The 12,103-nt window shown below is 62.7% G+C and carries 17 protein-coding genes; 8 read left to right on the top strand and 9 right to left on the bottom strand.

Features of this window, described 5'->3' with window-relative positions:
* Window position 1: 1 nt before the first annotated feature.
* A complete protein-coding gene (locus AC1D1F_RS18050) occupies window positions 2-385 on the bottom strand; it encodes a nuclear transport factor 2 family protein (RefSeq protein ID WP_477676997.1) in 384 nt (127 codons plus the stop codon).
* A 249-nt stretch (window positions 386-634) separates the two neighbouring features.
* Between AC1D1F_RS18050 and AC1D1F_RS18045 the strand changes: the two genes are divergently transcribed.
* The 5 genes from AC1D1F_RS18045 to AC1D1F_RS18025 all read left to right on the top strand — a co-directional run bounded on the left by AC1D1F_RS18045 (window position 635) and on the right by AC1D1F_RS18025 (window position 4,781).
* The gene (locus tag AC1D1F_RS18045) at window positions 635-1,060 is read left to right on the top strand and encodes a VOC family protein (protein ID WP_477676996.1); all 426 of its coding nucleotides are present in this window, start codon (window positions 635-637) and stop codon (window positions 1,058-1,060) included.
* A gap of 318 nt (window positions 1,061-1,378) precedes the next feature.
* Window positions 1,379-1,993 carry a TetR/AcrR family transcriptional regulator gene (locus AC1D1F_RS18040; protein ID WP_477676995.1) on the top strand — a complete coding sequence of 205 codons (615 nt, stop codon included), beginning with the start codon at window positions 1,379-1,381 and terminating at the stop codon, window positions 1,991-1,993.
* A 93-nt stretch (window positions 1,994-2,086) separates the two neighbouring features.
* A complete protein-coding gene (locus AC1D1F_RS18035; RefSeq protein WP_477676994.1) occupies window positions 2,087-2,941 on the top strand; it encodes an oxidoreductase in 855 nt (284 codons plus the stop codon).
* Window positions 2,942-3,004: 63 nt separating this feature from the next.
* The gene (locus AC1D1F_RS18030) at window positions 3,005-4,006 is read left to right on the top strand and encodes an NADP-dependent oxidoreductase (protein ID WP_477696380.1); all 1,002 of its coding nucleotides are present in this window, start codon (window positions 3,005-3,007) and stop codon (window positions 4,004-4,006) included.
* A gap of 70 nt (window positions 4,007-4,076) precedes the next feature.
* Window positions 4,077-4,781 carry an SDR family oxidoreductase gene (locus AC1D1F_RS18025; protein ID WP_477676992.1) on the top strand — a complete coding sequence of 235 codons (705 nt, stop codon included), beginning with the start codon at window positions 4,077-4,079 and terminating at the stop codon, window positions 4,779-4,781.
* 21 nt (window positions 4,782-4,802) lie between these two features.
* Here AC1D1F_RS18025 and AC1D1F_RS18020 read toward each other — a convergent pair whose 3' ends face one another.
* The 3 genes from AC1D1F_RS18020 to AC1D1F_RS18010 form a co-directional block, all read right to left on the bottom strand.
* On the bottom strand, window positions 4,803-5,654 hold the full coding sequence (locus AC1D1F_RS18020; RefSeq protein ID WP_477696379.1) for an alpha/beta fold hydrolase: 852 nt from the start codon (window positions 5,652-5,654) through the stop codon (window positions 4,803-4,805).
* A 77-nt stretch (window positions 5,655-5,731) separates the two neighbouring features.
* Complete coding sequence (locus AC1D1F_RS18015; RefSeq protein WP_477652606.1) at window positions 5,732-5,947, bottom strand: glycine zipper 2TM domain-containing protein; 216 nt, start codon at window positions 5,945-5,947, stop codon at window positions 5,732-5,734.
* Window positions 5,948-6,255: 308 nt separating this feature from the next.
* Window positions 6,256-6,747: a VOC family protein gene (locus AC1D1F_RS18010; RefSeq protein ID WP_477676990.1), complete on the bottom strand. Its 492-nt coding sequence runs from the start codon at window positions 6,745-6,747 to the stop codon at window positions 6,256-6,258.
* 225 nt (window positions 6,748-6,972) lie between these two features.
* On the opposite strand from AC1D1F_RS18010, the gene AC1D1F_RS18005 reads away from it, so the two are divergent.
* The 3 genes from AC1D1F_RS18005 (at window position 6,973) to AC1D1F_RS17995 (ending at window position 8,328) form a co-directional block, all read left to right on the top strand.
* Entirely contained in the window at window positions 6,973-7,254 is a 282-nt protein-coding gene (locus tag AC1D1F_RS18005) for a hypothetical protein (RefSeq protein ID WP_477676989.1), read from the top strand.
* 25 nt (window positions 7,255-7,279) lie between these two features.
* The gene (locus tag AC1D1F_RS18000) at window positions 7,280-7,783 is read left to right on the top strand and encodes a DMP19 family protein (protein WP_477676988.1); all 504 of its coding nucleotides are present in this window, start codon (window positions 7,280-7,282) and stop codon (window positions 7,781-7,783) included.
* Between the two features lie 95 nt (window positions 7,784-7,878).
* Window positions 7,879-8,328 (top strand): hypothetical protein, encoded by a 450-nt coding sequence (locus tag AC1D1F_RS17995; RefSeq protein ID WP_477676987.1) that lies wholly within the window; start codon window positions 7,879-7,881, stop codon window positions 8,326-8,328.
* A gap of 57 nt (window positions 8,329-8,385) precedes the next feature.
* On the opposite strand, the gene AC1D1F_RS17990 is transcribed toward AC1D1F_RS17995, so the two are convergent.
* The 5 genes from AC1D1F_RS17990 to AC1D1F_RS17970 all read right to left on the bottom strand — a co-directional run bounded on the left by AC1D1F_RS17990 (window position 8,386) and on the right by AC1D1F_RS17970 (window position 12,033).
* Window positions 8,386-9,597 carry a hypothetical protein gene (locus AC1D1F_RS17990; RefSeq protein WP_477696378.1) on the bottom strand — a complete coding sequence of 404 codons (1,212 nt, stop codon included), beginning with the start codon at window positions 9,595-9,597 and terminating at the stop codon, window positions 8,386-8,388.
* Between the two features lie 14 nt (window positions 9,598-9,611).
* Complete coding sequence (locus AC1D1F_RS17985) at window positions 9,612-10,370, bottom strand: hypothetical protein (protein WP_477696377.1); 759 nt, start codon at window positions 10,368-10,370, stop codon at window positions 9,612-9,614.
* A 45-nt stretch (window positions 10,371-10,415) separates the two neighbouring features.
* Entirely contained in the window at window positions 10,416-10,985 is a 570-nt protein-coding gene (locus AC1D1F_RS17980; RefSeq protein WP_477678927.1) for a hypothetical protein, read from the bottom strand.
* Between the two features lie 45 nt (window positions 10,986-11,030).
* The gene (locus AC1D1F_RS17975) at window positions 11,031-11,306 is read right to left on the bottom strand and encodes a DnaJ domain-containing protein (protein ID WP_477652591.1); all 276 of its coding nucleotides are present in this window, start codon (window positions 11,304-11,306) and stop codon (window positions 11,031-11,033) included.
* Between the two features lie 301 nt (window positions 11,307-11,607).
* Window positions 11,608-12,033 carry a hypothetical protein gene (locus AC1D1F_RS17970; RefSeq protein ID WP_477678928.1) on the bottom strand — a complete coding sequence of 142 codons (426 nt, stop codon included), beginning with the start codon at window positions 12,031-12,033 and terminating at the stop codon, window positions 11,608-11,610.
* Window positions 12,034-12,103 lie beyond the last annotated feature (70 nt).

Here is a 12,103-nt window from a genome sequence, read left to right as displayed (position 1 = left end):
CCTACAAAGCCCCACTCTCGCCCGCCGCACCCTCCAGTTCAGCCTCAATCACAAAAGCCTGCAACCCAGCCATCCCCCCATCCCGAAAGCGCCAGACATCGCAGTAGGCATGGCGCACATCCTTCCTCGCCTCGTCCTTCAAAGTGATCTCGCCAAGTGCCGCGACAAAGTCCCCGTCGGCGATCATCTGGTGGACCTCAAACCTCGGCGGCTCCCGGTACTCACTCGCCATCCACTCGCGAACAGCGTCTTTTCCCTTCAGCGTCCTGTCCCCTACAAAGATCCATTCCGTGTCCTCCGTGCAGAACTGCAGGAATCCCTCGTAGTCGCCTTTCACGATGGCCGCATTGGCCTTTTGCAGAATCTCTTTGTGGCTATCTGGCATTGAGAAATCTCCTGTTTCAATGGGATGGATTCCAGAGTCTGATCGCGCACAAACACAGGGCGTTGTCAGCCACGGGCCGCGCAACACGTAGGCCACGCACTTTCCTCGGAGAGGGCCAGTCAGCCAAGTCCTACGCCCAAAGCTGAAACCAGGAGCTGGCGCTCAGTCCTCACAGGCCTAGCTTGGAATAAGCAACTCGCCGGCCATACACACCTTTGCGTACCCACCGCCGGCCAAGGAGGACTTGCAATGAAACTCGTGCCGCAACTGGCCTTTGACGGCAACTGCCGCCAGGCCTTTGAGCTTTATGAAAAAGTGCTCAGGGGCAAGATCACCGTGATGAACGCCTTGGGCGACAGCCCGGACGTCCCGCTTCCGCCGGGCTCCAAACCCTCGGCGCCTGAACACATACGCTTCGCCGAACTCCAGATGGGCGACTGGGCGCTGCTGGGCAACGACGTGCCGCCCGACGAGTTTGAGCCCATGCGCGGCTTCAACATCTCCCTGCATGCCCAAAGCGTCGCGGAGGCCACGCGCGTCTTTGATGCGCTGGCCGAAGGCGGCGAGGTCAAGGCGCCGCTGACGCGGATGCCCTGGGCCGCGCGCTTCGGCCAGCTGGTGGATCGCTTTGGGGTGCCCTGGCTGGTTCTGGCATTGGCTCCGCAGGACATCTGATTCACGGCTGGTCGTTCATCATGCGGCTGCTGAACATGTCCAAAAATGATTAGAAATGAACTCCGCTGGGCTTTAGTGACTTCGGGATGCACAATTTTGATTATTTAAGCGCGTTTTTGTCCAAAAACGATTATTTGGCTACCAGGCGATCTTGAGCGGTCCCGACAGCCTGGAGTGCAAATCTCGTCTCTTCAATCTGCGTAAATCTGCGAAATCTGCGGATGAATCTGTATCCACAGATTTCGCAGATTTGCGCAGATAAAAACCATCACGAACCGGCCCAAAACCTTCGCGGCGCACGTTTCGCCCAAATAACGTATGATGCGCGTCATGCGAAACGCAAAGCCACCCAAAATCAACGCCCGCTCCGCCGCCAAAGAGGCCTCCCACGAACGCATCGTGTCGGTGGCCGCGCGGGCGATACGGCGCAGCGGTTACGACGGCACCGGCGTGGCCGACATCATGAAAGAGGCCGGCCTGACGCATGGCGCGTTTTACGCGCACTTCGCTTCGCGCGAGGCCATGCTGGCCGAAGCCGCGACCCGGGCCTGCACCGAGTCTGCCGCCGTGATAGCGGGCGTTGCGGCCGGCTCGCCGCCTGAACAGGCCATGGCGGCCATGCTGCGCGCCTACCTCTCGCCGGAGCACCGGGAGCAGGTCGAGCTGGGCTGCCCCTTGGCCGCGCTGGGTTCGGAGACACCGCGCCAGGTGCCTGAAGTGCGCCGCGCGATCACCCGGCACGTCAAGGAAATGGTGGATTTTGTCGCCCGCCAGTCGCCTGAGTGGGGCCAGCCCGGCGCCCATGAGCGCGCGCTGGCGACGGTGGCCACCATGGTCGGCACCTTGCTGGTGGCGCGCGTGGTCGACGAGCCCGCGCTGGCGGACAGCTTTTGCGAAGCCGCGCTGCAGCAGCTGGTCCCGGTCTCCCACTGAATCCCGTTTTGTCGAGCCACGCCTGCTTTTTTCTTCGCCCTCATATATGACAGTCATCATGCCAAATTCACTTTTCACCGAAAGACCCGCACCATGAACACACACAACAAGATTGCCCTGGTGACAGGCGCCTCCTCCGGCATAGGCGAAGCGACCGCGCAGCGGCTGGCCGCGGCAGGCTACAAGGTCTACGGCACCAGCCGGCGTGGCGGCCAGGCAGGCGGGCAAGCTTTTGAGATGCTGCCGCTGGATGTGACCCAGGACGCGTCGGTGGAGGCCGCGGTGCGGAAGCTGATCCAGCTTGAAGGCCGCATCGACCTGCTGGTCAACAACGCGGGCTTTGGTGTCGCCGCGGCGGGTGCGGAAGAGAGTTCGATGGCGCAGGCCCAGGCGATCTTTGACACCAACTTCTTTGGCCTGGTGCGCATGACCCGTGCCGTGCTGCCGCACATGCGGCGCCAGGGCAGCGGCCGCATCATCAACATGGGCTCGGTGTTTGGTTTCCTGCCCATGCCCTACATGGCGCTGTATGCCGCGACCAAACACGCGGTGGAGGGTTATTCGGAATCGCTGGACCATGAGCTGCGCACCGCCGGCATCCGCGTTTCGGTGATAGAGCCCGCGAACACGAACACGCAGTTCGACGCCAACCTGCTGGAGCCCGATGAAAAACTCGAGGCCTACCGCGAGGTCCGCGCGGCCGTGACACACAAGATGAAGGAGCTCGTCGAGGCCGGCGACAAGCCCGCCATCGTGGCCGACACCGTGCTCAAGGCCGCGCTCGCGGCCAACCCCAAGCTGCGCTACACGGCCGGCGCCCGCGCGGGCAGCCTGCAATGGCTGCGCCGCCTGGCGCCCGCCGGCCTGGTGGATGCCGGGATCCGCAAGAACCTGCAACTCGACATGCCGGGGCTGTCACTGCCCCGCGCCGCAGCGCTCAGCAAGTAGTCCAGGCCCTGATTCAACACAAGCTCAACACAACCCGGGCACACCGGGAACAAGGAAAACAACATGAAAGCACTGACCTTCAAACGCTACGGCAAAACTCCCGATATCGGCTTCGCCGAGGTTCCGCGCCCGACGCTGAAGCCCGACGAACTGCTGGTCCAGGTCCATGCCGCGGCGGTGAACCCGATCGACAACATGATCCCGACCGGGCTTTTCAAGGCGGTGGTGAAGTTGCAGCTTCCTGCTGTGATGGGCAGCGACCTGGCCGGTGTGGTGACGGAGGTCGGTAGCCGCGTGACCCGCTTCAAGCCCGGTGATGCAGTGTTTGCGAGCATCTTCGACATCGGCACGGGCGCGATTGCCGAGTTCGCGGTGGTGCCGGAAAACGCCGCCGCGCTGAAGCCGGCCAATCTGGACTTTGTGCAGGCGGCATCGATCCCGATGGTGGGGCTGACCTCGTGGCAGGCGCTGAAAGAGCGGGTGAAGCTCAGGCCCGGGCAGAAGGTGTTTATCCCGGCGGGCTCCGGCGGCATCGGCACCTTCGCGATCCAGCTGGCCAAGCACCTGGGCGCCAAGGTCGGAACGACCACCAGCACAGGCAACGTCGAACTGGTGCGCGGCCTGGGCGCGGACGAGATCGTCGACTACAAAAAACAGGAATTCGAGAAGGTGCTGCACGGCTACGACGCGGTGCTGGGCACCGTCAGGGGTGATGCGATGGAGAAAGCCGTCGCCATCCTCAAGCCGGGGGCCAGCATGGTCTCCCTGGTCGGGCCGCTGGACGCGGCATTCGCCCGCGCGCGGGGGCTGAACTTCTTCCTGACCTTTGTGTTCGCGATGATGAGCCGCAAGATCATGGGCCTCGCGAAAAAGCAGGACGTCAATTACTCATTTCTTTTTGCGCACCCCGATGGCGCCCAGCTCGCCCACATCGGCGAACTGCTCAAGGCGGAGCGCATCCACCCGGTGATCGACAAGGTGTTTCCCTTCGAGCAGGCCAAGGAAGCGCTTGCCTACCTTGGCCAGGGACGCGCCAAAGGCAAGGTCGTGATCAAGGTTCGTTGAGTTTTGTTCGTGCCGGTTCGGGTGGAAACCGGCAGCCGATTTTTTTTCGCACTTTTTTTTGGAGATGTTTATGAAGATCAAAGATTCCGTTGTTCTCGTCACCGGCGCCAATCGCGGCATAGGCCTGGCCTTCGCGCGCGAGCTGCTGGCACGCGGTGCCCGCAAGGTCTATGCGGCGGCGCGCGACCCGGCCACCGTCACCCTGCCCGGTGTGCAGGCCCTGCGCCTTGACGTCAACAAGCCGGAAGACGTGGCGGCTGCCGCGGCGCTGGCATCGGACGTGACCCTGGTGATCAACAACGCCGGCATTGCCCAGCCGGGCGGCTTCCTGGCGGCCGACAGCGAGGACATCGCGCGGCGGATTTTTGAAACCAACTTCTTCGCCGTGCTGCGCATGAGCAAGGCCTTCGCGCCCGTACTCAAAGGCAACGGCGGCGGCGCGCTGCTCAATGTGCTGTCGGTGGCCTCGTGGGTCAACGGCGGCGAACTCGCGGCCTACTCGGCCAGCAAGTCGGCGGCCTGGTCGCTGACCAATGCCCTGCGCAGCGAACTCGCGCCCCAGAAAACCCAGGTGCTGGGCTTGCACATGGCCTATGTCGACACCGACCTCACGCGCGGCTTCGAAGTGCCCAAGTCCAGCCCCGAAGACATCGTCAAGCGCGCGCTGGACGGGCTGGAAGCCGGCGCCGATGAAGTGCTGGCCGATGAGGTGACGCAGCATGTCAAGCAAGGGATGACGGCGGCGCGGCCCAGCTACCTGCCGCAAGCGGCCTGAGCCTGAAGCGGCGCGGCCGGATCAGCCGGCCTGGCATTCTTTCGCGAAGGCGGCCAGCGCCCGCGTGAACGCCTTGGGCACCTCCAGCGGCGCGAACTCGCCGCTGCCCGCCAGCACCTCACCCTTGAGGCGCTTCGCGCCCGCGGCTTTCAGGGCGGGGAGGTAGTCGTCGGGCGAACGGCCGTCGGCGTCGCCGCGCAGGTAGAGCATCGGCGTTTCGATGTTTTTGTGCCGGCTGTTGTGCCGGGCGTCGGCCTGCAGGGCGCGGTACCAGTCAAAGCCTGCCTTGAGCGCCTCGGGGCGCTCATAGGCTTGCGCGAAGGCGGCTCTATGCGCCTCCGTCACGGCCTCTTTTTTGCCGGCCAGGAAGTCGGTGAAAAAATCAAAGTAGGCGCGCTGGTGGCCCGTGACCAGAAGCTCGGGCAGCTCAGGCAGGGCATGGAAGGCGAAGTGCCAGATGCGGGGATCAGCCAGGATCCTGTCCCAGGGGTCGATGCCGGGGATCACGGTGTTCATCACCACGGCCCCTGCGATGCGCTCGCCGTGGTCACGCGCGGCCGCATAGGCGATCATGCCGCCCACATCGAGGCCGGCCATGACAGGTGAGCGCGCACCAGCGCGTTCCGCCGCGCCGATCAGAATGTCGGCCAATACAGTCTTCTCCGCGGAAGCTGGGGCGCCGCGCGAATCACCGATGCCGGGTAAATCGAAGGCGAGCACGAAATGCCCGGTGGCGAGCGTGTCGATCACCGGGGCGTAGAGGTCCTTGGAATGGGGCCAGCCGTGCAAAAGCACGATGGCGGGCCTGGCGGGATCGCCGGCCGCGATCAGGCCGAGTGTCAGGCCTTCATGGGCCAGGGTGTCGGTGCGCATAAAGCATCCGGGTTCGTACACATGAAGCGCCTGCCTGGCGCTCCATGCGCGAACGAACCCGGCTTCCGGGCTAAGGCTTAGCGTTTCGGCTTGCTGACCTCGTGGCCGATCACACCGCCGACCGCGGCGCCGCCGACAGTACCCAAGGCACTGCCGCCGCTCAAAGCCGAGCCGGCCACACCGCCGACACCGGCGCCGATGACGGTGTTCCTGTCCTGCGTCGACATGCCGCTGCAGCCTGCCAGGCCGGCGAATAGCGCCGCGCAAAGTATGCTTTGTTTGATTCCAATCATGTCGTTCTCCTTCAGAAAGTGGATGAAAGTCTGAAGAGCCATAAATGCCGCTGTATCACGCCATCCACGCCTTCTTCCCTTGAATGAATCGCCTCCAACCGTGCATTGCAAGCAAGCCACGGCGATGGCTTTTCATTGCTGGTTTATTCATGCTAGGAGGCTGGGTGACCAAGGGTGTAGGACGAGGTCCCGAGGTCCCGTCCAGTTTCGCCAGGCGATATTGCAGCGAAAACAGCAAGGGCAAGGTAAGCGGCCCGGCAAGAGCAGCCGTGCCGCGGGACGCGTGCCATCCACCCCGAAGACGGACGTCAGCCCCGCCGTGCGGCCTCTATCTTGGCGATGTCGATTTTCTTCATCTTCATCATCGCGTCGAAGGCACGCTTGGCGGCCTTGCGATCAGGGTCGGCGATCGCATCGGTGAGAGCGCGCGGGGTGATCTGCCATGACAGGCCCCACTTGTCCTTGCACCAGCCGCACGCGCTTTCCTCGCCGCCGTTGCCGACGACCGCGTTCCACAGGCGGTCGGTTTCGGCCTGGTCATCGGTCGCGATCTGGAAAGAGAAGGCCTCGCTCTGCTTGAAAGCCGGGCCGCCGTTGATCCCGATGCAGGGGATGCCGGCGACGGTGAACTCGACCGTCAGCACGTCGCCCTGCTTGCCGTCGGGGTAGTCGCCCGGCGCGTGGAATATGTCCCCGACCTTGCTGTCGGGAAATGTTTTGGCATAGAACTTCGCGGCCTCCAGCGCGTCGCGCTCGTACCAGAGGCAGATGGTGTTCTTGCTGACTTTTTTGCTGGCCATTGTGTGTCTCCTGAAGGGTTGGGAATGCAGGTTGTTATCACCGTCAAAGCAGGTCCATCGTACTCACGGCGCAAGCCCGGTCTGTCGGATGCGGCTGACGCCTTTGTAGGGGGTCGCCTATGTCGTATGCTTTCGCGGCGGGTGTCGAGCTTAATCGGGTGTCCGGCCGGTGGCAAGAACACCGGCTAATATTGCCGGCCTAGGCCTCAAAAAGGAGAAGAACAAATGGACAACAACCAGACAGCCCTGCTATCCGAGATCCGTGACCTGCTGAAAGAGCAGAACACGCTCATCGCCGACATCAAGGCCATGAACGTCGAGGCCGCGGGCCGGAATCTGCTGGCGATGGACCAGGCCGGCGAGTGGCAGGCCTCGAGTACCGACGCCTTGCAGCGTGCCCGCCGCGAGAACAGGAAAACCTTCATCGTCTTCATGCTGTTTCTGCTTTTGATGGCCGGCTTTGCCTTCTACCGGTTCGGCTCCTTCAGCAGGATGCTGGGCGCATAAACGGCTTCAACGTCAAGGCCCACACATGACACGCATCATCCCGCCCCTGGTCCTCGAGATGGTGAACGAGGCCTCCAGTTCCGCCGGCTCCGATGTTTCCCCGTTCTGGCAATCGGACAGCGAGGGAACGCCGGAGGAAGGCATGTACCAGCTCGCGCTTGAGCTTGACATTGAAAACCCCGACCACCTTCTCAACCAGCTGCCACCCGGATACCGGATGGTCTACGCGATCTTCCAGTGGGAAACGAGCCGCGCCGGCGAAGGGTTCAAGACGGGTACGGACAACTCGGGGGCGGAACTGGTCCAGGCTGCGGCGAAAGCCTATGCCGAGGCGGGCATGCCCGAGGAAGCCATGGCGCTGGAGCGCATGCTGGCGCAGTACACACAGACACCGCTGGACTACGAGCGCATCGAGGCGGCCTACGAGGCAGAAGACAACAACCCCTACAAGGAGGACTGGGAGCGAATTCCGCAGCTGGTCAGGCATCTTTGCGAGAATGCGGACCGCTATTTTTATGTTGAGGCTTGAGCACTGACGATCCGCCGCATGCGCGCATGGGATGAAAATATCCTGAGGCCTTGCGCGCCGGGTGCGGTATGGTTCCGGCTAACACGGGAGATCAGATGAAACATATACGCGCAATGACGTGGACCGCGGCAGGCCTGGGCTGGCTCGCGGCCTTCTTCTTTTTGGGGTCGGCCATAGGCGGCGTTCAGTGGATAGCTCACACCGGGCGCACCGTTCCGGCCGCATTGAACATCGCGATGGCGGTTCTTTGTTTCGGGGCGGCCTACTGCTTGTTCTCCGGCGGAAAGCTTCCCAGAGGCCTTGCCATCCCCATCGTTCTGCTCGCGCTGTTGCACCTGGTGAACATCTTCACCTTCCTGCTGTTTGCGGCGCGTGTCCAGTCCGATTTTTTTGCGCCGCTGTTCCTGCTGTCGGCCTTCATTCCCACCAATACGGGCTTCACTTCTTGGATTCCCGGGTATCTCAACCTTTTCCTGCTTCCGGTGCTTTCATTGCTGCTTGTCTTTTTTGGCGGAAGCCGGGAAAGGGCGGCAGATCAAGCTTGATACCTGGCCGAGATTCAGGCCCTGGCCCGCGTTGCCGCCACCGCAGGCAGAAACCGCCTATTGCACATGGCATTCCCGCCGCAGCAAGGCCAGCGCGTCGTGGAGCGCATGAACCGCATCGCTTTGCAGCGTGGCCTGCGCCTCTTCCACAAAGTCATCCCACAAGCTGGCGTAGGCGTCCTGGCGCTGCACCGGTGCGTGGTCCACGATGTACTGGTGGGCCAGCGCGGGCTTGAAACCTGATTTGCGGATCTTGCGCAGCAGGGTCGCGGCGCTTTTCTCGGTCAGCACGGTCTTGGGTGCGGAACCGGCGGCCACGCACAGGAACAGGGTCAACAGCGAACCATCGTCCGCATTGCCGCCGGTCACCTTGCTCCACACGGCAGATGCCTGGCGGTCATGGTGATCGACCTCGTTCAGGCCGTCTTCGACCCAAAAATACCGGCCCATGAAGGCCGGGCTGCGGTCAAACAGCTGGCGCGGCGGCAAGGCCGTATCGAGTATTTTTGGCGCGTCGGCCATCACGGACTGCCGCACCGCCTCCACCACATCCCGCAGATGGGCAGGCAGCTTTTTCGGGACGATGAGGGGCAGCGCCGCCGGAGCAGCCCCGTGCTTTTTGCGCAAGGCTGTGATCATCTTCTCGAACGCGACCCAGTCGGGCATCTCGGTACGGCCCGTCGCCGGCACCAGCAAGGCGGTGCGAATCACCGCTTCGGCATCCTTGCCCGCGTCTTCGAGTTCGGCGGCGTCCATGCCCAGCTCGCCGGCAAGCCAGACGGCCGCATCGATCACCTGCGCCACCTGGCTGCGCCGGGCAAGTTCGGCCTGGTAGTCGGCCAGGTTGCGCAGCGACCATTTGGCCAGCAGCGGAATGTGCGCGTCGGTGAAGCCGCCGCCTTCATTCATGCCGAAGTGGCTGTTTTGCGGCATGGCGATCAGGGCCTTGAGCATGTCCGATCCGCCCTTGGAACGCGACAGCAGCGAGAAATCGCGCAGCGATTCAGCCGCCTGCCGGAGGTCGCCGTGGCAGGAATTTTCGAGGTACAGGCTGATCAGGTTCACCATGCGATCGCGGGCTTTTTCAAGGTCCGGACGCAGAAACTCATTGCCGAAATAACGCGCGATCTGCACCATGCCCTTGGGGCCTTCGACCCGCATGGCTTCGATTTTTTCGGCGCCGATGACGCCGTGCTGCACGCCGTACTGCAGCGCCTTCTCGAAAAAAGGACGCGCATCGTAGAGCGAGATGGTGGAAGGCGAAGACATGGGCGTTTGCAAGTTCAGATCGCCGATTCCTCGTCGGACTCGCGCGCCGTCGGTGTGGCCTTGCCGCGGTCGGTGTCGCCGGTCTCCACCTTGCCGTCGTCCTGCTCATCGTCGTCGTTCTCGTCCTCTTCATCGGAAGCCGCTTTGTGGGCACTGCCCTTGGCGCGCAGCACCATCAGCATTTCAATGAACAGGTCCGGCAGTTCGTAACGCAGTATCCAGGCGAGCTGCATCCAGTCCTGGTCGGCGACCTCCTCCTGCTGGACACGCGGTCTTTCGTAGGCCGAGGCCAGCAGGGCGGACTGGGACAGCATCTTGCCGTACTCGTCGGCCGCCTCAAAGCCGCCGCTGCGCGCAAAGCCCTCGACACGGCTCCACTGGTCGGAAAAATAATCGGCGAGCGCTTCGCTGCCGCCGTCCAGGTCGCCGATCGCGGTAAGAAATTCCACCGGGTCCGCGTCCTCCCGGAAGATCACCGCATTGACCATGCCGCGCAGGTGCGTGCGGGTCAAGTCCTTGTAGAGCTTTTCAATCACCACGGCGCGGGCAAACTGCGCGGGCGTGACCAACAGGCCGACCACCGACGCCCGGGAGTTGTCGTATTCGCGAATGACGGCCAGGACGTCCTTGGGCGGCAACTGCTCCAGCACCACCATCAGCGCTGCATCACCTTCGGCGTCGGCCAGCCCGACCAGCGCAGCCTCGGCGCCGACGATGTCGCCGGCCGCAATCAGGCTTTGGGTTTTTGCTATCAGGGCGAGATGCGTTGTCATCAGGGCTTTACCTTCCAGTTCATGCTTGCTTGCATCAGTCTTTGATCAGTCTTTGGCGTCAAAGCCCTGCTGGACCAGCCAGTCGGAACCTGCCTCGTGGCGCGCCCGGGCATCGCCGCTTTGCTCACGCTCGTCATCGCCCTCAAACATCACCGGGGCGCCGTCGCCGTTCTCATCACTGTCTTCGTCGTCTTCTTCGGCACTCACCATGGACGCGGCCACCGGCAGGCCCGCCATGTATTCCAGCCCCGCCGTCAGCGTCAGGAATTTCTCCCCGCCGGGCGCCTGCAGAACGATGTGCGCCAGGTCCTGGGCCCAGGGCGCCAGCACAAAACCATCCGCCAGGCTGCCCCAGGCCGGAAAGCCATCGACATCGACATCGTGGGTGAGCAGGTGCTCCATCACGGCTTTTCCCGTGAAATCAAAACCCTGGTGAAACACCACCGCCACCATCTCGGGGCTGGTGTCCATCATCTGGACCAGAAAGGCCATCTCCTGGCGTTTGCCGGCCAGGCGCTGGTGCAACACGTCGCGCCCCTCGGAGTCGAATCGCAGGTCATCCATCTCGGACTGGTAGGCCGAGCGCAGGTCGAGGAAATAGGGGGAGACGCTCATGCTGCCGGGTTTTTCATGGGGTGTTCTTCTTTGGGTCAGCCGGGGTCACAGCAGCGGGTTGAAATAATCGGTCCAGATGGCACGCGCCGTGTCTATCGGGCTGTCGAGCAGGTTGCGGCGGCGGTTGTCGTCATAGGCCTGGCGCTTGTCCGCATCCGACAGCACCTCATAGGCCTGCTGCACTGCCCTGAAACGCCCGGGCGCCTCGGGGTCGGCATTTTTGTCCGGGTGCCAGAAGGAGGCCTTCTGGCGAAAGGCTTTTTTGACATCGGCCAGCGTTGCCGCGCTGTCCAGCCCGAGGGCGGTGTAGTGATCAGTCATGCGAAGGTGGCTGTGTCCTGGACCGCAGGCAGGGAGCTGCACGGCATGTTGAAAGGCTCACGAAGTGAGGGGATACACCTGCGCGCGCGGCGAAGGGATCAAGGATTATGCCTGTCTGGCGCCGTGCAGGCTGGTGGCCGGTTAATGGCCTTGTTTGGCACTTGCCGCCCGCAGGCCAGGCCGCAAGTGCGGCCCGGAAAGACCGTGGCGCAGCAGAAAACGCCTGCAGCGCCTTCAACTTCCAATTAGTTTCGCATGCGAAATCCGGGTCACCGCCGATCTTTGGCCGTCTGCTTCGGCATTAGAAGTGAAGGGTAAATTCGTAGCTCGTGTGGCGGTTTCCGTAGTCATGTTCGATTCGAGCCGCGAACGCGTCTTTCAGGTCTGAAGTTATCTCGCCTCGCAGTGGCTCCAAATCCGCAGGAAGCCAGACCCGTCCAGAGCCATCCAGAGACATCACCCTCCAGGTTTGACGCAGCACATCGCCTGGATTCCCCTCGTCGCTAACGAACAGTACGTCGAGGTCGATGACCCGGCCTTTCCAGTAGCAGCTGTAATACTGGCGCGTTGGTTCCTGCCAGTCATAGCCCGTGGGCCGGATATAGACGTCACGCTCCCGGTCTATCGTCCACATAAAAAATTTTGCATCCGGCTCTTTGCTGATTTCACGCAGCTTGAACTTCACGATGTCGTCCTCAGACACTTCTCTTTCACTGACGAATGCCATCGGCATCTCCTGATGGATATGGCGCCCTGGCCGGGCCGCTCAATTGATTATGTCTTGGCTGCCGTCAGGC

This window comes from Polaromonas sp. P1_H6, assembly GCF_056405195.1.
This window is presented reverse-complemented; position numbering and strand designations above follow the sequence as displayed.

Coding starts and splice junctions, on each gene's coding strand:
- AC1D1F_RS18010 (WP_477676990.1), bottom strand. CDS start 6,747: ATGGCCAGCAAAAAAGTCAGCAAGAACACCATCTGCCTCTGGTACGAG.
- AC1D1F_RS17980 (WP_477678927.1), bottom strand. CDS start 10,985: ATGAGCGTCTCCCCCTATTTCCTCGACCTGCGCTCGGCCTACCAGTCC.
- AC1D1F_RS18015 (WP_477652606.1), bottom strand. CDS start 5,947: ATGATTGGAATCAAACAAAGCATACTTTGCGCGGCGCTATTCGCCGGC.
- AC1D1F_RS17990 (WP_477696378.1), bottom strand. CDS start 9,597: ATGTCTTCGCCTTCCACCATCTCGCTCTACGATGCGCGTCCTTTTTTC.
- AC1D1F_RS18040 (WP_477676995.1), top strand. CDS start 1,379: ATGATGCGCGTCATGCGAAACGCAAAGCCACCCAAAATCAACGCCCGC.
- AC1D1F_RS18025 (WP_477676992.1), top strand. CDS start 4,077: ATGAAGATCAAAGATTCCGTTGTTCTCGTCACCGGCGCCAATCGCGGC.
- AC1D1F_RS18030 (WP_477696380.1), top strand. CDS start 3,005: ATGAAAGCACTGACCTTCAAACGCTACGGCAAAACTCCCGATATCGGC.
- AC1D1F_RS17970 (WP_477678928.1), bottom strand. CDS start 12,033: ATGGCATTCGTCAGTGAAAGAGAAGTGTCTGAGGACGACATCGTGAAG.
- AC1D1F_RS18020 (WP_477696379.1), bottom strand. CDS start 5,654: ATGCGCACCGACACCCTGGCCCATGAAGGCCTGACACTCGGCCTGATC.
- AC1D1F_RS18000 (WP_477676988.1), top strand. CDS start 7,280: ATGACACGCATCATCCCGCCCCTGGTCCTCGAGATGGTGAACGAGGCC.
- AC1D1F_RS18035 (WP_477676994.1), top strand. CDS start 2,087: ATGAACACACACAACAAGATTGCCCTGGTGACAGGCGCCTCCTCCGGC.
- AC1D1F_RS18050 (WP_477676997.1), bottom strand. CDS start 385: ATGCCAGATAGCCACAAAGAGATTCTGCAAAAGGCCAATGCGGCCATC.
- AC1D1F_RS17975 (WP_477652591.1), bottom strand. CDS start 11,306: ATGACTGATCACTACACCGCCCTCGGGCTGGACAGCGCGGCAACGCTG.
- AC1D1F_RS17995 (WP_477676987.1), top strand. CDS start 7,879: ATGAAACATATACGCGCAATGACGTGGACCGCGGCAGGCCTGGGCTGG.
- AC1D1F_RS18045 (WP_477676996.1), top strand. CDS start 635: ATGAAACTCGTGCCGCAACTGGCCTTTGACGGCAACTGCCGCCAGGCC.
- AC1D1F_RS18005 (WP_477676989.1), top strand. CDS start 6,973: ATGGACAACAACCAGACAGCCCTGCTATCCGAGATCCGTGACCTGCTG.
- AC1D1F_RS17985 (WP_477696377.1), bottom strand. CDS start 10,370: ATGACAACGCATCTCGCCCTGATAGCAAAAACCCAAAGCCTGATTGCG.